Annotated in this window: 15 protein-coding genes; 6 read left to right on the top strand and 9 right to left on the bottom strand. The window is 43.9% G+C overall.

The genetic code is table 11. The features are described 5' to 3' along the window. The first annotated feature begins 364 nt into the window (after nucleotides 1–364). From glpK to glpD, 3 genes are all read left to right on the top strand, one after another. Nucleotides 365–1,882, top strand: coding sequence for a glycerol kinase GlpK (gene glpK / locus OH461_RS15540; RefSeq protein WP_270021487.1), 1,518 nt, complete (start codon nucleotides 365–367; stop codon nucleotides 1,880–1,882). Nucleotides 1,883–2,049: 167 nt separating this feature from the next. Further along, complete coding sequence (locus OH461_RS15535) at nucleotides 2,050–2,841, top strand: DeoR/GlpR family transcriptional regulator (protein ID WP_270021486.1); 792 nt, start codon at nucleotides 2,050–2,052, stop codon at nucleotides 2,839–2,841. Between the two features lie 177 nt (nucleotides 2,842–3,018). Further along, nucleotides 3,019–4,578 (top strand): glycerol-3-phosphate dehydrogenase, encoded by a 1,560-nt coding sequence (gene glpD, locus OH461_RS15530; protein ID WP_270021485.1) that lies wholly within the window; start codon nucleotides 3,019–3,021, stop codon nucleotides 4,576–4,578. Nucleotides 4,579–4,721: 143 nt separating this feature from the next. Here the strand turns inward: glpD and OH461_RS15525 are convergent, their stop codons facing one another. From OH461_RS15525 to yhfZ, 7 genes are all read right to left on the bottom strand, one after another. Next, the gene (locus OH461_RS15525) at nucleotides 4,722–5,966 is read right to left on the bottom strand and encodes a phosphopentomutase (protein WP_270021484.1); all 1,245 of its coding nucleotides are present in this window, start codon (nucleotides 5,964–5,966) and stop codon (nucleotides 4,722–4,724) included. Then, complete coding sequence (locus tag OH461_RS15520; RefSeq protein ID WP_270021483.1) at nucleotides 5,959–7,125, bottom strand: YhfX family PLP-dependent enzyme; 1,167 nt, start codon at nucleotides 7,123–7,125, stop codon at nucleotides 5,959–5,961. The genes OH461_RS15525 and OH461_RS15520 overlap by 8 nt, the downstream gene beginning before the upstream one ends. Before the next feature lie 124 nt (nucleotides 7,126–7,249). Next, complete coding sequence (locus OH461_RS15515) at nucleotides 7,250–8,551, bottom strand: YhfT family protein (RefSeq protein WP_270021482.1); 1,302 nt, start codon at nucleotides 8,549–8,551, stop codon at nucleotides 7,250–7,252. Nucleotides 8,552–8,561: 10 nt separating this feature from the next. Next, a complete protein-coding gene (locus tag OH461_RS15510; protein ID WP_270021481.1) occupies nucleotides 8,562–8,921 on the bottom strand; it encodes a DUF2620 domain-containing protein in 360 nt (119 codons plus the stop codon). A gap of 35 nt (nucleotides 8,922–8,956) precedes the next feature. After that, entirely contained in the window at nucleotides 8,957–9,832 is an 876-nt protein-coding gene (locus OH461_RS15505) for a phosphotriesterase-related protein (protein ID WP_270021480.1), read from the bottom strand. Then, nucleotides 9,832–10,203 (bottom strand): hypothetical protein, encoded by a 372-nt coding sequence (locus OH461_RS15500; RefSeq protein WP_270021479.1) that lies wholly within the window; start codon nucleotides 10,201–10,203, stop codon nucleotides 9,832–9,834. The genes OH461_RS15505 and OH461_RS15500 overlap by 1 nt, the downstream gene beginning before the upstream one ends. Nucleotides 10,204–10,226: 23 nt before the next feature. Then, nucleotides 10,227–11,123, bottom strand: coding sequence for a GntR family transcriptional regulator YhfZ (gene yhfZ, locus OH461_RS15495; RefSeq protein WP_270021478.1), 897 nt, complete (start codon nucleotides 11,121–11,123; stop codon nucleotides 10,227–10,229). Between the two features lie 279 nt (nucleotides 11,124–11,402). Between yhfZ and OH461_RS15490 the strand changes: the two genes are divergently transcribed. After that, nucleotides 11,403–13,391: a peptidase U32 family protein gene (locus OH461_RS15490; protein ID WP_270021477.1), complete on the top strand. Its 1,989-nt coding sequence runs from the start codon at nucleotides 11,403–11,405 to the stop codon at nucleotides 13,389–13,391. A 43-nt stretch (nucleotides 13,392–13,434) separates the two neighbouring features. On the opposite strand, the gene OH461_RS15485 is transcribed toward OH461_RS15490, so the two are convergent. Further along, complete coding sequence (locus OH461_RS15485) at nucleotides 13,435–14,040, bottom strand: HAD family hydrolase (RefSeq protein ID WP_270021476.1); 606 nt, start codon at nucleotides 14,038–14,040, stop codon at nucleotides 13,435–13,437. A gap of 375 nt (nucleotides 14,041–14,415) precedes the next feature. Between OH461_RS15485 and cspE the strand changes: the two genes are divergently transcribed. After that, entirely contained in the window at nucleotides 14,416–14,628 is a 213-nt protein-coding gene (gene cspE, locus OH461_RS15480) for a transcription antiterminator/RNA stability regulator CspE (protein WP_270021475.1), read from the top strand. A gap of 344 nt (nucleotides 14,629–14,972) precedes the next feature. Here cspE and OH461_RS15475 read toward each other — a convergent pair whose 3' ends face one another. Next, complete coding sequence (locus OH461_RS15475; RefSeq protein WP_270021474.1) at nucleotides 14,973–15,317, bottom strand: hypothetical protein; 345 nt, start codon at nucleotides 15,315–15,317, stop codon at nucleotides 14,973–14,975. Nucleotides 15,318–15,409: 92 nt separating this feature from the next. Here OH461_RS15475 and OH461_RS15470 point away from each other — a divergent pair, with 92 nt between their 5' ends. After that, nucleotides 15,410–16,111 carry a hypothetical protein gene (locus OH461_RS15470; protein WP_270021473.1) on the top strand — a complete coding sequence of 234 codons (702 nt, stop codon included), beginning with the start codon at nucleotides 15,410–15,412 and terminating at the stop codon, nucleotides 16,109–16,111. The last annotated feature ends 160 nt before the right edge of the window (nucleotides 16,112–16,271 follow it).

The following is a 16,271-nucleotide window of genomic DNA, read 5'->3' as shown; positions in this document are numbered from 1 at the left end:
GTAGGGGGACAAAAAACACAAACGAGCAAAAAAGAACTTCGTTCGAAAGTGAGTGCATTCTATGAAATTCTATTTTTATTTCTGTGATAAATGTTGCACAAGGATTAAATTACATTAAATACATGTAATTAGAATTGGTTAGTTAGATGAGGATTCGATTTTCCCCAGATTTAGTTAATATCCAAAAATCGATCAAACGACAAAAAACGAACAATATCAATCTTTCATGCTTTTGAATTCGCTCAAGAGAATGTTTGATATGTTGCCTAGACAGCGTTTTTGGCTGTTGAACTTGCGTAATCTATAGGGCTTCAAGCAAGCTAATTCCAACTAAAATAGAAATAAAAACTAAAGGGTTCTTATCATGAGTGAGCAAAAATACATTGTTGCCCTAGACCAAGGCACGACAAGCTCCCGCGCAGTCATACTGGATCATGATGCGAATGTGGTTGGTGTCTCACAGCGCGAATTTAGCCAAATTTACCCGCAAGCAGGTTGGGTTGAACATGACCCGATGGAAATTTGGGCAAGCCAAAGCTCGACCTTGGTTGAAGCGATAGCAAAGACCGGGATTCGCAGCGATCAAATTGCCGCTATTGGTATCACTAACCAACGTGAAACCACCATTGTTTGGAACAAAGAAACCGGCAAACCTGTTTACAATGCCATTGTGTGGCAATGCCGACGTACTGCTGATATGTGTGAGGATCTCAAGCAGCAAGGCTTGGAAGAGTATATTCGTGATAATACTGGCTTAGTGTTAGACCCTTACTTTTCAGCCACCAAAGTAAAATGGATTTTAGATAACGTTGAAGGCGCACGCGAGCAAGCGGAAGCGGGTCAGCTATTATTTGGCACTGTCGATACTTGGCTAGTGTGGAAAATGACACAAGGCCGCGTTCATGTCACGGACTACACCAACGCTTCACGCACCATGCTATTCAACATCAATACCCTTGAATGGGATAAAACCCTGTTACAAGCCTTGGGCATTCCTGAATCTATGATGCCTGAGGTCAAACGTTCGTCTGAGGTTTATGGTCGTACCAATATTGGTGGTAAAGGTGGCACTCGTATTCCTATTGCCGGTATCGCGGGTGACCAACAAGCGGCGTTGTATGGTCAAATGTGCGTGCAAGCTGGCCAAGCAAAGAACACTTATGGGACAGGGTGTTTTTTGTTGATGAATACTGGCCAAGAGAAGGTTACATCGAGCAATGGCCTATTAACGACATTAGCTTGTGGCCCGAAAGGTGAGCCAGCTTATGCTCTTGAAGGCGCCGTGTTTATGGGCGGCGCGGCCATTCAATGGCTGCGAGATGAGCTAAAAATACTCGCAGGAGCAGAAGACTCAGAATACTTTGCTACTAAAGTAGACTCGTCGAACGGCGTCTATGTAGTGCCTGCATTTACTGGGCTGGGCGCACCTTATTGGGATGCTTATGCGCGTGGAACTATTGTTGGCTTAACCAGAGGCGTTAACTCGAATCATATCATTCGTGCCACGTTAGAAAGTATTGCTTATCAAACTCGGGATGTCCTCGATGCCATGCAGGCAGACTCGGGTATTCAGTTGGCGAATTTACGCGTCGATGGTGGTGCGGTAGCAAACAACTTTTTAATGCAGTTTCAATCGGATGTATTAAATACCGAGGTGTATCGCCCTAAAGTGACGGAAGTGACTGCGCTTGGCGCTGGGTATTTAGCGGGTCTTGCCGTCGGTTTTTGGAGCTGTATTGATGAGCTGAAAGACAAAGCGGCATTAGACAGAATATTTGAGCCACATGAAGATGAGCAAAAGCGTCGCCGCCGCTATAAAGGCTGGAAGCGAGCAGTGAAATGCGCTCAAACATGGTCAGATCTTCATGATGAAGATGAGTAATACTAGTGGTTTTATCAATAAAAGAGTGCGGCGGCGCTCTTTTTTTGTCTTCGATCGCGGATTCGCTGCACCATTGTCTTCTCACATCGCGCTAATTCGAGCACAATAGAGCAAGTTCTATTTTCGAATTGAAGCATTGGTTGTCATCCATGCTAAGGGAGTGCGAAGTGAAACAAATACCACGACATCAACAAATTGTTGAGCTGGTTAAAAAGCAAGGCTATGTCAGCACTGATGAGCTGGTTGAGAAGTTTAATGTCAGCCCACAAACCATTCGCCGTGATCTCAATGATTTGGCCGACGAGAATAAAATTCGTCGCTATCATGGGGGCGCAACCATTCCGTTAAGTTCTGAAAATACCTCTTATAACACGCGCAAAACGCTCAATTTCAATGAGAAAGACGTCATTGCTGAAGAGTTGGTTAAACATATCCCTGATGGCGCTACGCTATTTATTGATATCGGCACAACGCCAGAAGCGGTGGCGAGAGCCATTAACAAAGAACACAAGCAATTACGTGTGGTAACCAACAATATAAACGTTGCGACGATTCTGTTCCCCAACCCTGAGATTAAAGTCATTCTCGCTGGTGGTGAGGTGCGTCACCGTGATGGCGGTATTGTTGGTGAAGCAACGCTCGATTTCGTTAAACAATTTCGTTTAGATTTCGGTATCTTAGGTATTAGTGGTATTGATTATGATGGCTCGTTACTGGATTTTGACTATCACGAAGTCAGAGTCAAACAAGCTATTATTGATAATAGCCGAAGCGTATTTTTAGCCGTTGACCATACTAAGTTTGGCCGCAATGCCATGGTTAAACTTGGCAACATTGCCCAACTAAACATGGTGTTTACCGATAAACAGCCACCTGATGAAATCCGCACAATCTTGAAAGACGCCTCAGTACCATTAGAAGTGATTGAAACCGGCGCTATCGATCCTACTCAAGACTAAATCGCCCGATAAAAAGTCGCTTAATGCTAACCTCTGCTGTTGATCAGCAGAGGTTTTTTTGTGTCTAAATCACACAAAACGCTCATAAACGAAAATATTTGATGACCGAAAACGAAACTCGATCTACGCTCTAATGAGTTTCTAAAATGCTCGTTCGCTCATTGAGGGGTCAAATTTATGAGTATCCAACAAAATTCTTCTACGAATAACACATCTACGACATTAGACCTGATCGTCATTGGTGGCGGCATTAATGGTGCTGGTATTGCGGCTGATGCTGCCGGACGAGGATTAAGTGTCGGTCTATTTGAAGCGAATGATTTCGCCTCTGCGACATCTTCAGCAAGTTCTAAACTGATTCACGGTGGGTTACGTTATCTAGAACATTATGAGTTTCGTTTAGTTTCGGAAGCGCTAGCGGAGCGGGAGGTTATTTTGCGTAAAGCGCCTCATGTTGCGCTGCCGATGCGTTTTCGATTACCGCATCGACCTTTCTTGCGCCCTGCGTGGATGATCCGCTGTGGTATGTTCCTGTATGACAACCTTGGTAAGCGCACCACGTTGCCGGGTAGTAAAACGGTCAACTTAGCCAAATCGGGTTTACTTAAACCAGAGATGAAGATCGGTTTCGAATACTCGGATTGTTGGGTAGATGATGCGCGTTTGGTGTTGCTGAACGTGTTGGCGGCGAAAGAAAACAATGCCGAAGTACGTAACTATTGCCGAGTGGAAAAAGCCTACCGCGTTGGTGGTGTATGGAATGTGACCATCCATGATGTGATGACAGGGCAACGCTTTGAGCGTAAAGCGAGAGCCCTAGTGAATGCAGCAGGCCCTTGGGTTAAACAATTCTTTGATGATGGTTTAGAGCAAGTTTCACCACGCAACATCCGTTTGATCAAGGGCTCGCACATTGTTGTGCCTCGCATTCATTATGAGCCTCAAGCCTACATCATGCAAAACAAAGATAACCGCATTGTGTTTATGATCCCTTACCTAGATAAGTTTTCCATCATTGGCACTACGGATGTGGAATATAAAGGCGATCCTCGTGATGTTGCCATCTCAGAAGAAGAAGTGGATTACTTGATTGATATCGTCAATCAGCACTTTGTTCATCAGTTAACTCGTGATGATGTAGTGTGGACATACAGCGGGGTTCGCCCATTGTGTGATGATGAATCGGATTCCCCACAAGCGATCACTCGAGATTACACACTTGAAATTGAAGCTGAGTTCGAACATGCGCCATTGCTCTCTGTGTTTGGCGGTAAGTTGACGACTTATCGAAAACTGGGTGAAGCGGCGATGAAAAAACTCGCGCCATACCTACCAACGATGGGGAGAGACTGGACAGCGAATCACGCACTTCCAGGAGGTAACTTTAGTTGTACTCGTGAGCAATTGGCGAAACAAATTCATGCGCATTATTCTTGGGCTTCAGCGGCCTTGATTCAACGTTACGTGAACCAGTTCGGCACGCAAACGTGGGAGCTACTCTCCGGTGTCACCAATGAAGCAGACTTAGGACAGTGTTTCTCTGAGCAAGCGGAAGGGGTATATCAACTTGAGATTGATTACTTGATGAATGTTGAAATGGCACTGACCGATGAAGATATTCTATGGCGTCGTACTAAGCTTGGTCTTTACATGCGTGAGGATGAGCAACAAGCGCTAGGTGACTATTTAAAGCAAAAGCTTGAGCAAAAAGTGGTGAACATTTCTCAAGCCAGTTAAGAGCTAACTTTGATACGTGAGTATTAATTGGTGAGAGCCCATTTTAGGGTGACTTACATTCACAAGTTGTACACCGTTCAGTTATAAAGAGAAAATGCCTCTTTGCCTATAGGGGGAGTGACAAAGAGGCAGGTGGAGAAATGTTAGTTCAAGAGCTCTGTAATAGGTGTGCCATTTTCAGGTAGTTCCGCGTTAAAAAACGCACTCACAGTGGCTCCGATATCCGACATAGTGCTTCTCTCTCCAAGATATAAGCTTTGCTGATTGGCTCGATACGCCAAAAGTGGCACTTGCTCGCGAGTGTGTTTTGTGTGGCCAATGAATGGGTCATTACCGTGATCGGCCATCACCACCAGAATGTCGTCATGATTGAGGCGATGGATAATCTGACTTAGTCCTTGGTCAGACTTTTCGAGTATTCGCCAATACTGTCTTGGATCTTGCTGGTGACCAGAAAGATCGGTTTCTTGGATGTTGGCACAAAAGAATCCATGTTCTCTTCTATCCAAATCATTGATTAAAAGATTAAAAATCTCATTAGTGTCTACGATCGAAGTATAAGAAGTACCGTTAGGATTTTGTACAATGTCTGCCACTTTTCCATACAACCAAGTATGAATATTGGCTTGATGTAATAGCCACGGTATCTGAGTCTTGGCATTGACGCCATAACCAAGGTGAGCGACTTGAAAACCTTGGTCATAAGCTCCGCTATCGGGTGAATTTACGCCAATATAAGTCGCTTTGCCTTTGTCATTTTCTTTAACTTCAATCGCATTTAAGATGCGTTGCATGCTGTTAGTATCACCAGCAAAGTCAATGTTGCCACCAAAAGCGATATTACGGCTAACGGGATTGGCAAGCCTAACTATATGGGCGATCTCAAGGAGCTTTTCGAAAGGGACGATATTGAAGTTGCAGGTCATGTTGTAGACTTGGCCTAGATCGGCTTCGAGGTTGTCGCCAATGATCACCCCTTTTTCAGTTTGTAATAGTGACAAGCCTTGCTTAGTAATGCGATGCACGGAATACCCAGCCTTCATCAACGCTTGTTCTATGTTGGGTAAGGCAACTTGAAATGGCTGAGTTAGCGGCGGTTTAGGGTTTGTCCCCATGATCTCTTGGTGCCCCATAAACGTATCACCGCCTTGATGAGCAAGATTGGCACGACCGAAGCTTGCTAATGGGTTTGGTAGCATCACTGAATCAGGGTTTTGCACCACATTTTGAAGCCCTAGCGCCTCTAAAGTAGAAAGGCGTTTTAAAGGAAAATGGCTCAGAAGTTTTCCTGCTGTGTTTGCACCGCAATCTTGCGGTCGAACCCGTGACACGTCGTACATTTCGCCAACACCAAAACCATCTAGTACCACGACAATAAATCTAGCCATGTTGAACCTCGTTTCCTAAAGCATCATAGATGCCAATGATTTCAGGGCACGCAGACTTCACCCCGCGTATTAGGGCAACATCACTGCGCGTTACAAATACTTGAGTGCGGTAAGCCATGATGACAGGAGAGCCAATCGAGAAATGTCCAGGAAGACGAAAGTGGTAGTCGATGCTGTCGTTATCATCGTTGAATACGTTCCGCTGATGTTTTTGCTTACCCTCAAAAACCAAAGCGTTTTCAAGCATGCCTCTGCGGTAAAACCCGCCGCCGAAACAATAACTATCTTGGCCATAGTGATGAGCAATTTCACTTAAGTAGAGCAGTGCGACTTTTTCATTTTGCGCATAATGAGCGTTAGCTGGCATGGTGCCTGTTAAAGCATGTCCCGGTTCCCCATGAGTACAACCGAACTTGGCTAGCATAGGTATCGTCTCAATGCTGGTGGCGGAAGGGGCGTTTACTTGCGTGCATTCGATACCCAAAGCTTGAAGTTTTTGATTTGCTTCGAGCAAGGTGCTGATATTGGGTGTTGGCTCGGTCGCTTGGCTCTGTTGGTTATACAAAAAGCAAGGGAAGTGCGTAATACCAACAATTTCCACTCCTGACATTTGTTGGATTTGCGCGACTATAGAATCAATGTCTTCTATCGCAAAGCCAGATTCCTGATTGACGTATAGATGATCTCTAGGGTGGTAAAATTTGAGCAATATGCCTTGTTTACAGCCTGCTTGATCGGCTGCATTTGATATTTGTTGGGCTTTTTCCAAGCTATAAACTGTAATGACTTCAGGTTTAATATCTTTAACCAATGACGGTATGAAGTGTCTTGGTGGCTGAACCAAATGTCCGACATTGGCGATAGGTAAGCCGTGCTTGGCCATTATGCGTGCTTCTTTAAAATCAACGCATACTATGCCGTCAAAGGAGCATTCATCGATGAGCATTTTTGCGATAATCGGATTGCGTCCAATTTGCTTGGTCATGGCGTATAGCTTAATGCCGTACTGATCGGCTACTGTCCGCATTGCTTTCGCATTTTCAAGTAACTGATCGACATCGATAACGGCGGTATCTGGCATCAGTTTCCCAGCGTAAAAAAGGGTAAGCGTGGCTTCAATTAACGCCGGGTTTTGTTTTTCTAGGGCTTGTAAAAACATGTTCTCCCCTTATTTTAGGTACGAGCTGTCCCAGCACATTAATGGCTAATGCGCGGCTAAATATCTTTTGATTCAATGGCTAATTGTTGATATCAAGCTGTGGTACAGCTCGTTTCTTTATTGTTTAGATGGCGAATAATCCAACTACGTGAAGAAGATTCAAAATGATGCCTGTTAATATGGCTGCGACTGCTGGAGCTGCGATTTTTAGCACGGGGCGACCCATCACTTCGTTGAGGTAGAACAGCATTGCAAAGATGGTAAAGCCAGTAGTAGAGCCCATCTTCATTACTGCAAGTACACCACCAATTAATAGGGCAAACTCCATTAACGTATTCATTGAGTTACGAATGTTATCTGAAGCGTTGCGAATAGAAGGGAACTGCTCTAAGAAGCGTCCAATACCACGAAGCAAGAGTACTTCTGCGCAAATCGTGATGGCGCCAAGTACTGCGGCAACAGGCACATTGGGTGATAGGTAACCAACGACAAATACAAATGTCATCCCCACCACGCCATAAACACCGGTGGCTAATGCGGTGGTAGCAATCAGTGGAATAAAGCCAAGCCCACGCATGAACTCAGAAAGCGCGACTTGCTTCATGGCTGCATCATGTGCTGCTGGGTCGGTAATTTTGTAGGCATCTGCTAAGGCATAGATGGAGACTTCTGAGCCCGCAAAGATACCGCCGTTTGATACTGCCGAAATCAGTGCGCCAGTGACTGCTAAGAACGGTAGGTTTTTAACTATTCGCTTAGTTCTTTCATCGAAAATGCTGTGTAGACCAGACATGTCTGGGGCTTCAATTCCTGCTTTTCGGTCTGCCAAGTCTTTGCGGATAGCAAACAACACTAACATCACCATACCAACAAAGATCTGAATTGATTCAGGGTAGATACCAGTGAATTTCATGATCATTAAGCGAGAAGCTAGAATGACAACCGCAGTAATGGCACCTGCTCTCCAACCGAACTGATAGAACACAGCTAATAGTGGGAATAGAGCAAAAGCAGACATAACAGGTGTTCCAAGTTCTCCCAGTGCGCCAAGGGCATCGACAGGCAAGCCTGTCAGCACAGCGTTTACGCCTGCAAGAGATGTGACAACGAGTATGCCCCATAAACCGCCTGCTAATGCAGCAAGCACACGGCTACCTATCATTACACCTAAAATATCGGTCGGTAAAAATAGCAACCAAGGGTTAAGTAAACCGGTAGATAAGGTAAATGAAATACCAACAGAGGCAACGAAACCAATTGATAGACCAAAAGCTACTGAGCCAGCATCCCTGCGAGTCATGTTGCCTTCGAACAACTGAGGCAAAATAGGTCGAATACCGTCGTGGAATACTGCGGCACTCATGTTTGCGATTAAGGCGGTCATTGCGCAGAGCGCAGCGACAAGGCCAATGTGCATGATATCCATAGTTGCTTCCTTACTTTTCTGCGAGTATGCGCGCTAACATTGGGATAGCGTGCTCTACGTGTTCGATGGACAAACCAAAAGCGACGCAGCCTTGGTCGATGAATTGGCGAACCTCTTCTTCTTTGGCTTGAATAGAAGGTTTAGCAATCGTGCAGCTTTGGCCATATCCTATGATGGCGATGGCCATTGCAAGTGCGCCACCTGCGCCGGTATTACAGCAACCAATGAAGTAATCTATCTCGCCAGATTTCACTTTCATTGCCGCATCCATATCGGTCAGAATATAGCACTCAAAGCCATTAGGGATTGTGGCTTCAAGTTGTTGTTTCACTTGCTCACGCTGTAAACCAGCAATAGCAATTTTCTTCATGTTCTATCCTTACTTTGTTGGCGCTTAAGCGCTCTTTATCCAAATAAACGAGTAGGGTTGGCTTGTAACATGGTGTTTATTTGGTGATCACTGATCCCATGCTGCTTTAGCAAAGGAACGAATTCGTCAATTAGGTAGCTAAATCCAAGGCCACCGTTTGCTTTTAGGTGAGAGCGGCGAGTGATATCCATAGAGAGCATAATTTGTTCGCAGTATCCCCTTTGGCAAAGGTCCCTGAGGGTTTGGGCTCTTTTGCTATCTGGGTAGTAGCTGTTTTTACCAATCGTATCGAACTGGATGTAGCAGCCTTGGTCGAGCATCCATAAGATGTCATCTAGGTTATCTCGTAGGTCGCAATGGCCGATGGTGACGTTATCCATAGTAACGCCACACTGAGTGAGTAATTTAATTTGCTGCTTGCCCATTGTGCTCATACTTTGATGTGTTGAAATTGGACGACCTGTTTCTAGATGTGCAATGGCAGCGGCTTTAAATACGTTTTGCTCGGTGTCGCTAAAGTTACCTTCACTGCTACCAATTTCGCCGATCACGCTGGCTTTTAGGGTTGAACCTTTAATTCCTTGTTCTATCTCTTTGATTATCCCTGCCGCTATTTTTTTCACGCTCATTTGATATAGAGAGTCAGGGAAGAAGCCTTCGATATAGAATCCTGTTGAAAGTAGAACATTGATTCCAGTATCGTGAATTAAATGTTCAATAAATTGAGGATTTCTGCCCATAAAAGAATTAGTCACCTCTACGATGTTAGTGACACCGCGTTTTTTCAGCTCTACCATCTCATCGCATAGGTGCTGATATTGGTCTAATCGACAATCAAGGTTGCTCTTTTGCGAGGACAAATCGATATAGAGATGCTCGTGGCAATAGGTATATCCGTTTGGGTCAAACATTAACTTTGCTCCTCTAGAGAGGTTTGAACAAGAGCATAGATATTCGCAATCATAAAACTCTCTTCACTTTGAGGGACGCAAGATAACGCCATAGCAGAAAGAGTTTTCTGATGGATGTCTAGTACCCTATCAAGTGTTGGGTCTTGATAGATCTCTTCCAACACATCGGCATCTAGCCCTTCTTCAACAGGCTCTTGTTGCCAGATCCGGTCGGCGGCGCGCGATAGGTGAGTCATTGCCATTTGGTATTGCTCATTGTCATGGGCAATACCAAGCTGTTTGTCGATTACCGTTACAGCGGCCATACAGCCTTGATAGGCCTTATGGCTAATAACATTGGCTTGATGTAACAGCGCTAATCTTTGTTCCATGGTGGTTCCTTTGGTTACAACGGTTAATAGCTTGGAGTTTGTTCTCCATTTACCACGGCTTTCTGATGGCCTAATAGTTCTGTTTGATTAAGAAGCTTACGCAGTAAAATCGTAATATGATTTGACTGACCATTTACTAGCATGACGGCTTCTGACGCATCTCGACATGCAGGCAAGTGGGAGAGTGACTTCTCCGCAAGTTGGTATTTTTCCATTTCGATGGCTTCTGGTAACCAAACTACCGCATCAATGTCTCCGTTAGCTAAGTGGGTTAGACTTTCACCGTAGTGGATCTCTACAATTTCAACTTCTTTGTCCTGAAAAGCTTGTGTCGTTAGGATCTTTTGGTCTGGTGAATCAGGGTCGACACCGACACGCTTGATGTCATCAAATCGGCCTTGCTTGTAAATCAACCTGTGTTCATGAGAGTACGAACGTGGTCCCAAATCTATTGCGGTCACCAGCCCAGATGCCAGTTCTTTTGCCGCAAGCTTGGACATGATTGCAATGTCATAGGTGCCATTGCGTAGACATTCAGCACGAACGCTTGCCCCGCGCATGTGGGCAAAATACAGCGGCAAATCACCAATTTGTGCTTTCAAACCACTAGCTAGTCCTTCGTAGTGGCGGGTGTATGGTAATGGCATTGCACACACCACATTGACTAACCCTGCACATTTCACCAGCTCTCTATAGTTCAGCTGAGAGATAAATGTACCGTTGCGGCCCTGCTTAGATAAAATGACCGCTCCGCTTTGTTCTATCGTTGTCAGCGCTTTTTGGATAAAACCTACTGAAACTGCAAATTCTTCTGATAATGAATCGATGGTACGTAATCGATCCCCTTCCGACGTCGTAATCAAATATTGGGCAACATTCATGATTGCTGCCCCTTCTTTACTAATGTATTGAACTGGCATAACTTTATATCTTCATTATTTTGAGGATATATTAATAATTAATCTTCTTAAGAAAAAGGAGGTTTAGGATAAAATGTGAGCAATGTCGTAAAGCGGTTCTTAGATATTTATTGTTTGTTACGAAAAGTATTGTGAGTAATTTAATGTATTTTGCACATGGCTTGAACTTCAGTTTGCCTTTGACCCAGATTAATAAAAGGTTAACTAATTGCGCATCACAGAGCTGAAACCCGTAAGATACGTGCCGTTTAGAATAATGGCCAAGATTAGAGACAGTCTGTGAAACGAGAGCAATTTGAATTGTTAGCCCCTGGGGGAGATTTAGAGTCAATTAAAGCGGCGATTGCCGCCGGTGCTGATGCGATATACTGCGGCTTGGACCGCTTTAATGCGCGTAACCGAGCAACCAACTTAACTCTAGAAAACCTTAATAGTGTCTTGGCGCTTGCTCATCAGCATCAGTGCAAAATCTTTCTTACCTTGAATGTGCTGATTTTGGAAAGTGAGATCGCTGCAATTGTGCGTTTGCTGAGTCAGCTCAATACCACACAGATCGACGGCGTGATCATTCAAGATCTTGGCTTAGGCTATATTCTAAAACACCATTTTCCTGATTTGGATGTGCATGCTTCTACCCAGCTAAATACGCACAATGAAGGGCAGGTTCTGTTTTTAAACCAGCTCGGGGCAAGCCGAGTAAACCTTTCCCGCGAATTGAACATTAATGAAATTGCTCACTTGGCGCAGTTTGGCCATCAGCACAATGTATTAATGGAAGTGTTTGTTCACGGCTCTTACTGTATTGGTTTTTCGGGTTTGTGTTACATTAGTTCTGCACGCAATGGCGCGTCGGGTAACCGTGGCCGCTGTAGCCAACCATGTCGAGAGCAATACCAAACCACCGAAACCGGTAATCACTATCCACTCAACATGAAAGACAATTCGGCTTTTGGTGATTTAACGGCATTAGCCGAAGCAGGCGTTTACTCGTTGAAAGTGGAAGGCCGAATCAAAAAATCCCATTATGTTTATACTGTGGTGGATAATTGGCGTCAGCAGATCGATCGCTTATGTGATAGTCAGCCGTTATTGACCGACACGCGCTCACTCTACACCGTATTTAACCGAGATTTCACTAACGGTTTCCTCAATGGTGAAATCGGTAAGCACATGTACATCGATAACCCGCGTGATCATGCGGTTAAGCATTTCTCAACCATTTACCAATGCACTACTGAGTCGCAAATTAGCGCGGTAAAGAAAGAGCTTTATGATGCCAAAACGGACATCATTCAAAAGGTTGAACGTGAAACATCGAGTTTTGCGCTGGAAGGTGTTCACTCCGGCAGTAGCTTGAAAGGGGCGATTGATGTACCTGAAATGATCCCGTTAGCAAAAGCCGACCCTGTGCAGCAGACTCGATTGTCGGTCCTTATCTCGTCAATCGAAGATTTACCACAGTGTCAGCATCCAGAGGTGGATGTGTATCTGCAAATACCGATGGATTTTGCTGCTCAATGTGATGATTTAATTGCCCTATTTCAAGCTAACACCATGCTTAAGCCGTGGTTTCCTGCCATCATGCTAAATGATGACTATCTTGCAGTAGAGCGTTTCCTCGCAGAGGTGAAGCCGAGTACGCTCATCACCAATAATGCAGGTGTTGGTCATCTCGCAGCTAAATTGTCGCTGAATTGGATCGCAGGCTCACAGATGAACACAACCAACTCTTACGCTTTGCATTGTTTGCAGCAAGAGTATCGTGCAGCAGGGGCGTTTTTATCTGAAGAGCTTAACTTTAAGCAGATGCGCCATCTCAAACGCCCTGAAGGGATGCGCACTTTCTATAATGTGTACCGACCAAACACTTTGTTGACCAGTCGCCAGTGCTTATTCCAGCAAACGTCAGGTTGTAAGAAAATCAAGCTGAACAAAGGCTGTTTGAAGCGTTGCAGTAAGCGAACGTCCATCATTAACCTGAAAGATGCGCCTTACATTGTTCACAAACAGAAAGGCAGCCACAACAGTTTATACAGTGAGCATAACGTACTCAATTTGGAAGTCATCGAGCAGCTTGGGCATTTGCTGACGGATGTAATGGTGGATTTGCGTCAGATTGAAACCGAGACCAAAGTGATGGTGAGTAAGAGTGAGTTGATTGAGCTATTCCTTGCCGCACTAGACAAACAAGAGCATCACTGCAGCGCAGAGCAATTGCATCAGGTGGTTACACCAACGCTTAATAAGCAGTATCAAAAAGGGCTGTAAACATTCATTCAGCATGGGCAGGCAGCTGCCCATGTTTGACCTGCTATTCTTCTTTGCGCCAACAATAATAACGTTCATCCGCTAGCCCAAGCATTGGCCTGTCTTCATAGGTATCACCATAGGCATAAATTCGCTTGTAGTCGTCTAGATTCACAGCTCTATGAATCGCCTTCACCTTATTTTCTAAACTGCAATCACCGTGCACATAGCGGCCAGTATAGCGTTGGTCTTTTTGTTCTAGCTTGCTACACAGTAAGTTGACGCCATGTTGTTTGCACCATATTTGCAAATAAGGGCTAAGTGAGGCGGATACCACGTAAATGTCGTCGCCTTGTTGTTGATGCCACTGTAAACGTTCCAAGGCATTAGGGCGTATGACTTGAGAGAGAAACTCTTGATTGTAACGCTCCGCAATTTGGTTCACCTTTTCAACACTGCGCAGCCAAAACGCGACGCGCGATAATACTGGCCGAGTTTTGCTGGCAGGTAACTTTCCCCATTTATACAGCAAGACAATTGGCCAAACGAACAACATTCCTAATGCCAAGCGAACCTTGGGTGTGGCATAAAATAAAAACGCGGTATAGGCGTCTTGATTGGTCAACGTGCCATCAAAATCGAATAGGGCTAAGTTGTTTTTTTTAGTCATGGCGATCGGCTGATTTAGGTTGATGAAGGTTGCTCACATCAACTTTTTGGGTCGGTATATCCGTAATAATAAGGCACTGTAACATGATGTTTGTTATCGATTGAAGGGGAATCCACGGGAGGTGCATTAAGGGGGCTGTTATTAACATTATGATTTATATGAAAAATAAAAATAGGCAAAGAAAACTATATCTATTTTATTTACACCGTGTATAGTGTTATCTAGCTCAAACAGTGAGCTATTGATAACCTATTGAGTTCAAGACCTTCTCAGTTCCTTTCGATTTGATTCGTCATATCTATCCTGCGATACCTTTTGCTTCAAGCCTTATTTAGTAGCTCCCATTTTTAACTTAATTAATTTATCGAGATATACATGTCTAATAAAACAACTGGCACAGTAAAATGGTTTAACGAAACTAAAGGCTTTGGCTTTATCGCACCAGATAACGGCAGCGCAGACGTATTCGTTCACTTCCGTGCGATTGTTAGCGATGGCTTCAAAACTCTAACTGAAGGCCAAAAAGTATCTTTTAACGTAGAGCAAGGTGGCAAAGGCCCACAAGCTGCTGACGTTACAGTACTGTAAGCATATCATAGAGATCTTGCTCCCCAGTGGAGTGAGATCTTTTGTTTTCCTCCACGCTATGCAGCGCATAGACGTTCATTAATACCTTCAGTAAATCTCCCCTAGTTTACTTACCTATTTCTATTTTTGTTTCCTCGTTAAACCGATAATTTTTTCATAATGGGTTAGGCATTCTCATATCTAGAATTTGAGCTTAAAAAGAAAAGACCCAACAGTATGGCTGAGTCTTGGAGCGCATGTGATTCGTGATGATGTTCAATTTGAACCTTGCGTCTCTGTCATGCTGAGCGGCTCATGTTTAATACGAGTTCCAGTACGCCACCTAATTGGTAAGTCATGCACTATCAACGGAGTGCCTTTAAAGTTGCCAGTAAGCACTCTTCACTTTCAATCTCAGCTTTGTATTTTGCTACATGCTCTCTACCTGAAAACACTCTTTTCAGCGCAGTGGACACACTTTTATTTCTAATGTCCTCAACTTTGCCCACACCTGCTAAACGAGGCGGCATTTGATCAAATCTCACGATCAGCTTGGTTTTTGTGTTTGGATCGAACGCGAATTCAGCAAGACTCCCACTACGCATCTTATACGACCAAAATTTGTTTGTGTTGTCTTTTCTATGTAGCTGTACCAGTGGCTCTGAGTTGTTCAAAATCTTAACTGCGTCTAGATCATTTATTCTTTTCATCGGTTTTTACATTAATTTATTACGTTGACAACATCATAAATAAAGAATTATGATGCTGTCAACGTAATAAATTGTTTAGATTCGCTACTTTGATGAAAAAATCTACGAACAAAAATGAGAAGTTGTTAAGTTCAATCAGTCTTGATGACTTAAACGAATACAGTCACTACACACTAACTTGTATCAATCAAACAGCAGCTCTCGCTAATACAGGTGAGTGGCCTGATGAACTGTTTATCCACTGGAATAACAGTGTTGAAGAAGTCGCAGCAGTGAAAAAATCATACCTAGGAGAAACCATGTTTTTCCTTTGGGAGTATGCTGAATTTGGACTTAACTATGATGAGATCAAAGCAGGTCACTACCATGACCCATTAATGCAAGTTTTTAGGTGGACTAGCCTATGTGATGCTTTTCTGGTTCACGCTGGTACGTTCGGAAATGAGGATCTCGCAATACAACAATTGGGTAAACAGCTTGCCTATAAAGTCTTAGCAAGATTAAAGCTCGATCTAAATATCGATATTGAAGAAGAGTTTTCTGCAAATTCGTTATTTCCTTTGTCGCATCCGACGGATTTAACAACGTTAGAGTATGCGCTCTTAGCGGGGTTTAGCCATGTGGGTGCTGTTAGAAATGAAATCTGTAATAAAGCAAACCCGCTCAAGGTTATCAAAGAGGGCAATAATTCTATTATTCCTATTGAGGAGGCGAGAGTTAAGCTTTTTAAAAAACGTAAATTCGTTCCTACTCGTGGTCTTGATTATCAATCAATATCAAATGTAGAGGGCTAAACGTATGCTTTCTATTTCGAGAAAAGTGAATGAGTCAGTACTTCTGTTAGATGAAAATGACAATATCGTTGCGACCATAAAAATTCAGCCTCAACGACGGAGAGGGCGTATCAACTTAGGTCTAGATTTTGCAAAAGAGTTAAAGTGTAGAAGAACAGAA

The sequence above is a fragment of the Vibrio sp. LaRot3 genome (genome assembly GCF_027587025.1).
In the GTDB taxonomy this organism is placed as follows: domain Bacteria; phylum Pseudomonadota; class Gammaproteobacteria; order Enterobacterales; family Vibrionaceae; genus Vibrio.
Note: the sequence above shows the minus strand (reverse complement) of the source record. Positions and strands in the feature narration are given on the sequence as shown.

Excerpts from the sequence above, each read along its gene's own strand:
- glpK (WP_270021487.1), top strand. The coding sequence starts at position 365 with ATGAGTGAGCAAAAATACATTGTTGCCCTAGACCAAGGCACGACAAGC.
- glpD (WP_270021485.1), top strand. The coding sequence starts at position 3,019 with ATGAGTATCCAACAAAATTCTTCTACGAATAACACATCTACGACATTA.
- OH461_RS15525 (WP_270021484.1), bottom strand. The coding sequence starts at position 5,966 with ATGGCTAGATTTATTGTCGTGGTACTAGATGGTTTTGGTGTTGGCGAA.
- OH461_RS15520 (WP_270021483.1), bottom strand. The coding sequence starts at position 7,125 with ATGTTTTTACAAGCCCTAGAAAAACAAAACCCGGCGTTAATTGAAGCC.
- OH461_RS15515 (WP_270021482.1), bottom strand. The coding sequence starts at position 8,551 with ATGGATATCATGCACATTGGCCTTGTCGCTGCGCTCTGCGCAATGACC.
- OH461_RS15510 (WP_270021481.1), bottom strand. The coding sequence starts at position 8,921 with ATGAAGAAAATTGCTATTGCTGGTTTACAGCGTGAGCAAGTGAAACAA.
- OH461_RS15505 (WP_270021480.1), bottom strand. The coding sequence starts at position 9,832 with ATGTTTGACCCAAACGGATATACCTATTGCCACGAGCATCTCTATATC.
- OH461_RS15500 (WP_270021479.1), bottom strand. The coding sequence starts at position 10,203 with ATGGAACAAAGATTAGCGCTGTTACATCAAGCCAATGTTATTAGCCAT.
- yhfZ (WP_270021478.1), bottom strand. The coding sequence starts at position 11,123 with ATGCCAGTTCAATACATTAGTAAAGAAGGGGCAGCAATCATGAATGTT.
- OH461_RS15485 (WP_270021476.1), bottom strand. The coding sequence starts at position 14,040 with ATGACTAAAAAAAACAACTTAGCCCTATTCGATTTTGATGGCACGTTG.
- cspE (WP_270021475.1), top strand. The coding sequence starts at position 14,416 with ATGTCTAATAAAACAACTGGCACAGTAAAATGGTTTAACGAAACTAAA.
- OH461_RS15475 (WP_270021474.1), bottom strand. The coding sequence starts at position 15,317 with ATGAAAAGAATAAATGATCTAGACGCAGTTAAGATTTTGAACAACTCA.
- OH461_RS15470 (WP_270021473.1), top strand. The coding sequence starts at position 15,410 with ATGAAAAAATCTACGAACAAAAATGAGAAGTTGTTAAGTTCAATCAGT.